Raw genomic sequence first — 10,471 nt, 5'->3', positions numbered from 1 at the left:
GTAAGTCCCAGCATCGTTGTTATCCATGAACCTAATATACATGTAATTATCTTACCTTTTATATAACTGTCCCTGCTGCTTCTTATCGTAACATACGGTATTCTTCCCGAGCACCAGTCGTCAGCAAAACTTAACGATACCGGTAATGCCGCCGCAAATATAAGCAATTTATTAAAATTACTAGACGACACTAACTTTTCAAATCCATTCATAACATTATTAACCTGTTTTTCATAATGAACCATAATTCCTACTATAAGAATGATAAGAATTCCGACAGGTATTTTCCAGCTTAACACCGAATGTAAGTATTCTTCGTAAATTACTCCGATAAGTTTATGTTTTTTCCCCAATTTGTTCTTTTTTTGCATTATTTTTATCTCCTCCTTCCGTTATATTTGCAAATTTTTACTACACCTCACTTTTCTTTGCATATTACCAATATAGATTGTCACTATTTTTATGTAAATACTGTCTGACAATCTTTTCCTGAACGTCAATTTTAACGACACGAACGTCAATTTTTTGTATTTTTCCCTCTTGAAAATTTAATAATACATGCAATAACAAATTCCATAATATGAAATATATATGTTATTTCAATATATAATATGTAGTTCCGTTTTACATACACAGACACTGCTATCAATCCAACATTTACTGCCAGAAGTTTAATTTTCATTATTACATTATGCTTTTTATCAAGTTTTATATTTTCTTTAAACGGACTAGGAATAATAAACACAAACATTTCCGATAAAATAATTATTATATATACTATTATTGAAATATCTGCTTTAAGAAGCATATGATGCAACCCCATAGCCACAAAAAAATATAAAATCGAATATATCAAACATCCGGTATATGTTTTCATATGTAACCCGCCATGATAAATACGAACACACAACAGACAGATTGCAAATATCAGAAAATCATACTCCATGCCCAATATTGAAAAAAGGCATATAAGCACAATCCATTTTTCAAGCTCGAGCATTATCGACAAAAGCGAATATCTTATACTTTCAATCTGCCACGGTTCATACTCATCTTTTTCAACATATTTTTTTATATAATAATCAACCATTTTCCCATTCCACATAATTACCTAATTCATTCCTTTTGCTTTTTATATCTTCATATTGCCTTAAAAAAATATATTTTTAAATATTTCCTGTGCAATTTTTCGCCAACGTCAATTTTAACGACACGAACGTCAATTTTATGCGTTGACTGCCCTGCATTATTGGTTTATTATATAAATAAAATATCATGTGGTACGAAAGAGGGTTGATGATATATGAACATATTAATCGTTGAAGATAATGATATACAGTTACAAAGCCTTTATAAGATTTTAAGTGAAAAATATACAGAAGATTCATTCACATATATGCTGGCAGATAATTACGATGAAGCAATCCGTATCATCAATACTAACAATATTGACATCTTCATATTAGACATTGCTTTAAGTGACAATCCGAACGGCGGTATTGACATTGCACGTTTTATAAGATTTAAAAAAAATATGCCTTACACTCCTATAATTTTCATAACATCCATTGCGACGCAGATTACTACTGCACTCAACGAATTGCATTGCTGCAGTTATATTTACAAACCATACAAACCAGACGATGTATATTCTGCTTTTAATTTCTGTATTCATAAAGATATTGAAAAATCGTCATATATAACATTACAGGATATTAATTCAATCAGCCTGAAAATTAATTTCAGCGATATTTATTTTATAGAAGCAGACTCGCACATCCTTATTTTTTATACAAAAAGCGGCAGATTTCTGATACGCAATAAATCCATGGATTCAGTAGAACAAAATCTTCCGGATGAATTTGTCCGCTGTCACAGAAAATATATAGTTTGCGTTGCGTATGTCACTAACTATGACAAAACCAACCGAATGATAACGATATCGACAGTAATAAATAATAAGCCACAAAATTTCCACATCGGTATTGGCAAAAAATATAAAGATGAATTTGAAGAAAGGTATTAAAAAATGCAGAATTTAGCAATTAATTTTTTGGTCAATATATTAATTTTTATATCTGAATATGCCATAACACTGCTTATAATGCAGTCACTGCTCAATGTAAAGCTTACATTCAACTGCAAAAACATAAGCATTATCATTCTGGCAATCCTTATCATGTCAACGACAGACTTTTTCCTGCATGACTATTTCTTCTGTTCTATATTAATTCAGATTGAATTAATCATATCGACTGCTTTTATTTTTAAACCGAAATTTCAGGATTTAATTTTCAGTTTTTTCCTTGAAGTTATATTTGTAATCGCATACCAGCTTATTGTTGTTGCTGTTCTTAATCTGTTTCCTATAAAACCATTTGGCAGTTTTTATCAGATAACAGGGAATCTTTTGTCAATTTTATTTATTATTATATCATCACGTTTTATACCATTTCATAAAATACTGCGTGCAATAACCAGCCGCTCAATCCTTCCAAAATTCATAATTTTTGAAGGCTTCCTTCTTATGGATATAATTATTGTATTTGCCAATATTAACATTCACAATTTTATTGAATCATTAATATCATTTATAATCGCCGCCGTAATTATTTTATGTGTCAATTACGTATTATTTTTAACTGAATATCAATATAAAAAATACGAAAATGAACTGAAAGCATATAAAGAATATCTGCCGATTGTAGACGAACTGATAATGCAGATACGAAGCAAACAACATAACTTCGACAATCAGCTCCAGACATTTGAAAACATGCCTTTGATACACAAAGATTATGATTCACTCGCATCTGCAATTAAGACATACACCAACACGGTATACGCAGAAAACAGGCTTGACCCTATTATAAAATGTAACATGAAACTTGTCGCCGGATTTCTCATAAGCAAAAAAAATCAGGCAGCCTCACAGAATAAACAACTTAACGTAACGCTTGCCGACGATTTCATTTATTCTGCACTCCCTGAATATAAACTCATTACCGTACTCGGCATACTTATTGATAATGCCGTTGAAGCCACTCCGGTCGAAAATACTATTTTTCTCGACATTGCATCACAAAACAACCAATGTTACATAAAAATAGGCAATCCCGGACCGATTATTACATCTGATTTTCTGCATAATATATTTCTGCCCGGTTATACAACCAAACATGCAAAAAATACAGGTCACGGACTAGGACTGCCTTCATTAAAATCGATTGTAAATAATAATAACGGAAATATTACTTTAAGCAACGAAAAAATCAATAATATCAACTATATCATCTTTGAAGTTACTGTCTGATATTATATTTTTTCTCAGTTTTTTCACGGCGTATATCCATCACTAATAAGCTGCCATTTCCCATTTTCATCTTTTTTTTGGAATATCCATTTCCAGTCATTATATGTTGTATTTCTGTTCATTTTACCTATTTTTTTGTTTCCGGTAATAATTTTTGTATGCAATGTTATTTTACTGTCGGACGCAGTCTTATAATTTTCCCCACCTGTCTGCGTATACCACATATCTGATATGCTGCATCCGGCATAAGATTTTTCAAAAATACTTTTAAGCTCACTCATTGCATCTTTAACTTCAAGTGATGTAAAAGGAGCCGAACCATTAACTATTCGTCCCTCTTCAATACATACACCGCCTTTGGGTGTATTAACAATATTTTGTATAATAAATACTATAATTACAACAATTATTAATCCACTCACTGCTATCACTATTTTTCTTTGTTTTTTCATTTTACACCCCGCTTTTTCTGCTATTTTCTTATAATTCCATAAGTTGAATATCCTGCATATTGTTCCCAATGATTACACCTGATTTTCTGCATAATATATTTCTGCCCGGTTATACAACCAAACATGCAAAAAACACAGGTCACGGTCTTGGACTGCCTTCAATAAAAACAATTGTAAATAATAATAACGGAAATATTACTTTACGCAACGAAAAAATCTGCAACATAAACTATATCATTTTTGAAGTTACTGTCTGATATTATATTTTTTCTCAAATTCTTCTTCAGGTACCGGGCGTGAAAAATAATATCCCTGAAACATCCTGCAGCCCATCTGTATAAGCATTGTAAGCTGCTGGGATGTTTCAACACCCTCTGTTATAACTTCCATTCCGAGTTTCTGTGCAAGGAAAATAATACTTTCAAGAATATCCTGGCCTTTCAACTCATTCTCCGTGGCATTTAAAAATCCCATATCAATCTTTAAAATATCAGCACTTATATCTTTAAGCATATTAAGAGAAGAATATCCGCTTCCAAAATCATCAATTTCAATCTTAAAGCCATAATCCTGAAGGCGTTTTATAATTTTAATATTTCTCTCAAAATTATCCATAATAGTTGTTTCAGTTATTTCAAGCTTTAACTTTTCCGGATTAATTCCATTTCTTTCAACAATATCTACAAATGTCTCATAAACATCAACAAGATAAAAATCTTTTGTAGATATATTAACAGATATATGATACTGTTCTTTTCCCAGTTCTTTCCACTCTTTTAATTTAGCTGCCGCTTTTTCCCACATATATTTGTCAATTTTGTAGATAAGTCCTGCCTTTTCAAGCACATCAACAAATACTGCCGGAGATAACAGGCCTTTTACAGGATGTCTCCATCTCACCAATGCTTCAGCACCTCTGGCAATTCCCTTAAAATCAACCTGCGGCTGAAGATACATAACAAATTCTTCATTATTTAACGCACGCTCAAATTCACCGATAATACGTCTCTCTTCAATTGAATTTTCAAGCATTGCATTATTATAATATGCCATATAACTGTTATAATCATTTTTAATTGTATCGCCTGCAATATTAGCCTTATCGCACATTATACTGACAGGCTCATCCAAATTTTCAATATCATAAACACCTATAAATACATGCATTCTGAATGCATTATTATCAAACTGTTTTTGAAATTCATTCAGTCTGCTTATAATCGCTTTTTCATTGAATTTTTCTTTTGGCATACATAGTGCAAACCTGTCATTTTCAATTCTTGCACATATTGAATCATCTTCCAGATATTCATTAAAAAATTCTCCTACTTTAACAAGAACTTCATCACCTTTTTTCAGTCCAAATAATTCATTAATAAATTTAAAATCTTTTATATTACTGCACAATATACAATACTGTATGCCACTGTTTTTATTTACGATTTCATGTACATGGCTATAAAAATATTCTTTATTATATAATCCTGTAAGGCTGTCGTGTGATGCTTTATACTTTTCAATTTCAATCGACTTTATATCTTCGGTCTTATCATTAAATACAAAATAATCGCATATAAAATTATTTTTATCATCAAATATACGTTTATATATCACATCATAATTTTTACTTTCACCATCAACGACTTTCACAGCTGAATACTCAATATTATTTTCTCTTTTATCTGCAATTTCCTCAAGCCATCTGTGATATCCCGTTTCCAACTCACTATACTCATCACACAAACTAAATACTTTTTTTATATAATCATTACAATGTATACATTTTCCCCTGTTATCAAAACATATAATTCCGCTATTCATATCTTTTATAACAAGTGAAAGCGTATTTTCAATCAGTTCCTCAGGAACATAACTCAATGTAAAATAATATATAAACACTGACATCAACCCAAATGCTACAACTGAAATGTCATAAACAGAATTAGATTTAAAGAAAATAATATCTAATACAGCTGCTATAAAAAGTGATGCAAAAATAACTTCATATCTTATTCTGTAAAACTTGGAAGATTTCATTATCATAAACATGTATGAAACGAGAAGAAGAAGCACAATTGCAAAATTATATATAAAATGTATTTTTACAAAAATACTGTCTGTAAATCTTAAATGTAACTCGGCATCTGTAATAAATTCTACTGAAAACATCTGACCTGTCCATATATTGGAAAATAATAGTACAGTATCAAACATACCATATATAACCATAGCTTCTTTAATAATTCTGACTTCATCAAATAAGCCTGTATAATATTGTGTATAATACATCAATAATATAAGAAGCCAGTCATATCCTGCAAACATAAGACCACGGCAAAAAGTTACTACCTTGATATTATTGGAAAATGTAAATATCATAAATGTAATACCAAATAGTACCGCACCTGTTTCATACAAAAACACTATTCTGGCAAGATTCCCTTTTTTACTCTTTGCCTTTAACGCACATGCTCCAAGTAATATTATAAGCAATATTATAATGATTCCATAAATTATTTTCATAATATCTCCACGTTATTAAAACAATGTTTATAGTCCCATTTTTAATCCAACCGATTATACTTTATTTTATAATTTCATGTAAATAGTGCTATTGTTGTATTTTCTGTTTTTCATTTAGTACATAGTACCTGTATTACAACTTATTTTGTTGTTGCAATCATGTCGGCAATAGCCCAATTTTCCTGGTATTTTACAAAATAAAATGTTGAATCAATAACATCTTTTCTAGCACCGCCGGATGTAAGTGTCATATTCTTGGTAAATGCAATATGACATGAATAACAGTTATCGTTATATTCAATATAATTATCAACTACCACACCAGTATATGGGTTACCTGAAAGTACATGGTCACTTATAAATGTAATATCAGGACTTACCGAATAGTCTTTTGCAAGATTCCAATAATATGAATCCTCAATAAGATATTGCTGTACAGTTGCAAGACCGTGACCTGCACCGCTTAAATCATTAGTAAGGAAATTATCCCATATTTTTGCCATGTTAAGAGCCTCTTCTTTTCTGTCTGATGGCATATCAGATGAATTCCCTCCTGCACCAGCTGTAATATTGCCCTTAGAATCTACATTGACAGCGACTTCACTTCCTGCCGCACTATAAATCTTAATTTCAGGTTTGTTTACAAATCCTGTCAGCTTATATTCTACAGATTTTGGCATATCAACATACTTCGATACATTAACAAAATCAGGATTTTCAACCATTTTGCCTGTTTTATAATTATCTGATACCTTAATTCCATTAACAGTAACTGTGTAATCCTGTGGAATCAAAACAGTATAGTCAGTAGTTTTAGCAGAAAATGCCGGCTCGATTGACTTGATTTTCCAATCAAATACTGTAAGAATCCCAAGAACAACATGCTGATTTTTCGCTTCAAGTGTCATCCTTGCAGCCAGTTTGTCATCAGCATATATATCATACTGCGGCTCTTCTGTATTATAACTTCCCTCTGACTTCTTATATGTATATCCGGATACACCATCAAATTCTGACATATACATATTGACAAATGTATCTTTCCCTTCAAATTCACTGCTTGCAGGAAGCTCTATATTGTCCGCAAGAGTCTTATCATCAACCATTTTTTCAAAGTCTTTAAGAAATCCATCCATAACTTTATCTGACTGTGAATTTTCATATTTCTTAACGCATGATCCTGTATATATATATACGCAGATTCCTATAATTAACAAAACAACAGCATATATGATAAGCCCTGTCCAATAATTTAATTTTATATTAAATTTTCCTGTTTTGTTTTTAGTATCGTCTTTCATTATTACAATTCTCCTCCCTCGTCTATTTAGGCATTACAACAAACGCTGTTGGCAATTTCCATGACGAATTCTGATAATAAAATGTCACACTCGTCATCTCATAGCTGCCATTGTAAACCATAGTTGAAGAACTGCCGCCGTCGAGATTTGCTGCATTAACAGCACCGTATTCCTGCATGACTGAAATAAGGTCTGATGCCGTTGCTCCAAGATGTCCTGAAGCACCTCTTCCATCTGTAACCAAAAGAAGAATTGCACCGTCTGCTCTTTGTCCTATAACTGTTCTTGGATTAGCTCCACTTCCCTGACCCTTTAAAGCTCTAGCCTCATTATTAATTATAAGTGAAACAAAATGATTATTTGCATCAGAACTTTCTTCCTGGAAAGCAACCGCATCCCTGATTCCGGCTTCCGCTACATATTTTTCAAAATCTGCTGCCGACATACCATCTATATCTTTGATTACAAGAAGATTGTCCTTATTAAGCCCGATAAGGTAAAGTCCTGTCAGCGACGAAGGACTATTATATGTAATATTTCCATCCTGTACAACTATTCCAAGTGGTGAACCCCCTCTGTTTCCTGCTGAAACATAAAGACCTCCGTTGACACCAGCAACTGCACCTGCACCGCTTACAATCTGGTCAAGTTCCTTGCCATAATCTCCCCATGGATATGTAGTTCCTACTTTGACCTGTGAAGGATCCTTTATAATAAGCATTTTACCAAAAAAAGATCTTCCTGATATCTCTACCATTCTTATGCCATTCTCATCAAACTGCTCCGCTTCCTCATTATTATCCTTTATCGACTCATCCGAAGCAGATATATTAATAAGTGATGTATCAATATCCGAATCAAGAGATTCCATCTTATTAGCATTAATTACCTCATTAATCTGATCATCTGTACAGAACCATGATGCAAGAAACTTCATCTGACCAGATTCAAGAACTGTTGATATAAAAAGATTTCTTGCTGATGGTGCCGAATTACTGCATATCCGTTTAATCATAAAAAATAAAGTTCCGACAAGCATTATCACTGTAACAAGAATTACTAACAACACTCTGCCTATGTTTCTTGCTATTTTCTTTTTCATACTAATCTCCATTCTTTGAATTCATTCACCATTTCATTTATTAATTATTAATATATTTTTATAAGTCAGAAAATAGATAGTCTTTTTCTTCAGACTATCTATTTTTATCTTTAAATCTTCTCAGGAATTATCAGCCAATGCATATTCCAACATCACATTTTTATTTATTTTAACATAAAACATAAAATAATAAAAGATTAAAACTCCTTAAATTTATTTATAAGATGTAATCTATAAATATTTAATTCCACTTGTTTATGCACGCTTATAAATAATTGGTTCATCATATCCAAAAGTTCTTTTTCCGTTAACTTCCATGCTTTCAGATACTTCCAGACAGCTATCCGAAAACCTTTCCCAAAGCTTAAATGTCATTACCGGAGAAAAACGGCTTGTGCTGCCTCCTTCCCAGACACCATTCTTTTCATGATAAAGTGCCGGTATAAACTTTTCAGATTTTTTCAATTCAGTATAATCAACATTCTTCATGGAATTATATGAAAATGTATTCTTATCTTCTCCTGCCGGAATTTCATATGATGAAAGACTAATTCCATCCTCAGTTTCTGTAATAAGAAAAAGATGTGGTGATGCATGTCGCTTTCCATTGATTTCATAATAACTTTCTTCAACAACAAATTTTCCATTAAAATCCACAGGAATATTTTTTATTTTATCATTACATATGGTATTGATGTGTTCTGCGTAAGGATATATTTTTCCTGTCTTCTGCATCATATCAAACTGCTCTTTGTTATCAAAATGTCCTGTCATCATTCCTATAAAATTATCAAGTTTCATCTTGTTGCCTCCATCTTAAATTTATATACAATTAATCCTGCACTGTTTTATTTTTCAGTTGCAGCTCCGGCAGTAACAACACCATTTCAATGTTCAACCGCCATGGTGAGTGAACCAAAATCCCACCGTCTGTGTTCTCAATTCTTTGTTCAGAACCCCTTTTACATATATGCACCAAATTGCCCAACCTGTCAACAAATATTTCCAATATTTATGCGGATTTTCAAAATCACAATAATTAATGCATGGAAATAATAAAGAATGAATTTCTTCACAAGACGCCCGTTCCCCTCCTAGTCAGTAGGCACGAAAAGAAAAAAGGGAATGGTCAACCAACCATTCCCTTTGCAATGAGCCCACCGGGGTTCAAAGCCGTGAGACCGCTTGAACACTGGTTTTCTTCTGACTCCTTTATGGCACTAGTCCAGTAGGAGCCGATAGCCTGTGTAATGATTTTTATGTAATGCTTATTGACGAAATAAGTGCCTGAAAAGTGCCCGAAATATTTTCAATTATTCTTACGTGATTTCAAGCATCATATGATTAGCTTATATGTAATGGCTAAATCCGTACCTTCCAACATCCTGTAAGTTATAGTCTTTAGTCTGCTCTTATTAGAATTAGCATTCACCAGAGTATAGACAATCCTTTCCTTTAGCTTCTCCAAATTGATTTCACAATCAAACTTAGGAAACAGGCTTCTATTAATCACATTACAATCTCATCAACTGATTCACCAGTCCAGTAACATATCTTTGCAACATTCATATCTTTTTTCCTGACCTGAATTCCTTTCAGTTTTGTGTCATTATTCTTCATAACTTCAACTCTTTTCACCTCATATTCTTCTCCAAGTCTTTTCTGCACTTCATCAATCACATCATTCATTTTGTCATCCATAACAACCTCGTATTATATAGTAGTAGTTTTTAGAGACCATCTCCAAGGTCTTAATAACTGTTAAATCATAGTCTCTTCT

The 10,471-nt window shown here is 32.2% G+C and carries 11 protein-coding genes; 3 read left to right on the top strand and 8 right to left on the bottom strand.

Annotation, left to right across the window (positions count from 1 at the left end):
• Both WMO38_RS14495 and WMO38_RS14490 read right to left on the bottom strand, forming a co-directional pair.
• The coding region (locus WMO38_RS14495; protein WP_349163171.1) for a hypothetical protein at positions 1-371 on the bottom strand (371 nt) is incomplete at its 3' end.
• A gap of 146 nt (positions 372-517) precedes the next feature.
• Positions 518-1,090, bottom strand: a complete 573-nt coding sequence (locus WMO38_RS14490) for an accessory gene regulator B family protein (RefSeq protein WP_349163170.1) — start codon at positions 1,088-1,090, stop codon at positions 518-520.
• A 213-nt stretch (positions 1,091-1,303) separates the two neighbouring features.
• Here WMO38_RS14490 and WMO38_RS14485 point away from each other — a divergent pair, with 213 nt between their 5' ends.
• Both WMO38_RS14485 and WMO38_RS14480 read left to right on the top strand, forming a co-directional pair.
• Positions 1,304-2,026, top strand: coding sequence for a LytR/AlgR family response regulator transcription factor (locus WMO38_RS14485; RefSeq protein ID WP_349163169.1), 723 nt, complete (start codon positions 1,304-1,306; stop codon positions 2,024-2,026).
• Between the two features lie 3 nt (positions 2,027-2,029).
• Positions 2,030-3,313 (top strand): sensor histidine kinase, encoded by a 1,284-nt coding sequence (locus WMO38_RS14480; protein WP_349163168.1) that lies wholly within the window; start codon positions 2,030-2,032, stop codon positions 3,311-3,313.
• A 23-nt stretch (positions 3,314-3,336) separates the two neighbouring features.
• Here the strand turns inward: WMO38_RS14480 and WMO38_RS14475 are convergent, their stop codons facing one another.
• Positions 3,337-3,765 (bottom strand): hypothetical protein, encoded by a 429-nt coding sequence (locus WMO38_RS14475; protein ID WP_349163167.1) that lies wholly within the window; start codon positions 3,763-3,765, stop codon positions 3,337-3,339.
• 68 nt (positions 3,766-3,833) lie between these two features.
• Here WMO38_RS14475 and WMO38_RS15230 point away from each other — a divergent pair, with 68 nt between their 5' ends.
• Positions 3,834-4,022 carry a GHKL domain-containing protein gene (locus WMO38_RS15230; RefSeq protein WP_353964019.1) on the top strand — a complete coding sequence of 63 codons (189 nt, stop codon included), beginning with the start codon at positions 3,834-3,836 and terminating at the stop codon, positions 4,020-4,022.
• Here the strand turns inward: WMO38_RS15230 and WMO38_RS14470 are convergent.
• The 5 genes from WMO38_RS14470 to WMO38_RS14450 all read right to left on the bottom strand — a co-directional run bounded on the left by WMO38_RS14470 (position 4,012) and on the right by WMO38_RS14450 (position 10,392).
• Positions 4,012-6,288, bottom strand: coding sequence for an EAL domain-containing protein (locus WMO38_RS14470; protein WP_349163166.1), 2,277 nt, complete (start codon positions 6,286-6,288; stop codon positions 4,012-4,014). The genes WMO38_RS15230 and WMO38_RS14470 overlap by 11 nt on opposite strands.
• A 140-nt stretch (positions 6,289-6,428) precedes the next feature.
• Positions 6,429-7,589 carry a hypothetical protein gene (locus WMO38_RS14465; protein ID WP_349163165.1) on the bottom strand — a complete coding sequence of 387 codons (1,161 nt, stop codon included), beginning with the start codon at positions 7,587-7,589 and terminating at the stop codon, positions 6,429-6,431.
• Between the two features lie 22 nt (positions 7,590-7,611).
• Positions 7,612-8,691: a phosphodiester glycosidase family protein gene (locus tag WMO38_RS14460; RefSeq protein WP_349163164.1), complete on the bottom strand. Its 1,080-nt coding sequence runs from the start codon at positions 8,689-8,691 to the stop codon at positions 7,612-7,614.
• Between the two features lie 255 nt (positions 8,692-8,946).
• Positions 8,947-9,492: a hypothetical protein gene (locus WMO38_RS14455; protein WP_349163163.1), complete on the bottom strand. Its 546-nt coding sequence runs from the start codon at positions 9,490-9,492 to the stop codon at positions 8,947-8,949.
• 708 nt (positions 9,493-10,200) lie between these two features.
• Complete coding sequence (locus WMO38_RS14450; RefSeq protein WP_186836352.1) at positions 10,201-10,392, bottom strand: hypothetical protein; 192 nt, start codon at positions 10,390-10,392, stop codon at positions 10,201-10,203.
• Positions 10,393-10,471 lie beyond the last annotated feature (79 nt).

The sequence above is a fragment of the Lachnospira hominis (ex Hitch et al. 2025) genome (assembly GCF_040096395.1).
In the GTDB taxonomy this organism is placed as follows: Bacteria; Bacillota; Clostridia; order Lachnospirales; family Lachnospiraceae; genus Lachnospira; species Lachnospira hominis.
Note: the sequence above shows the minus strand (reverse complement) of the source record. Positions and strands in the feature narration are given on the sequence as shown.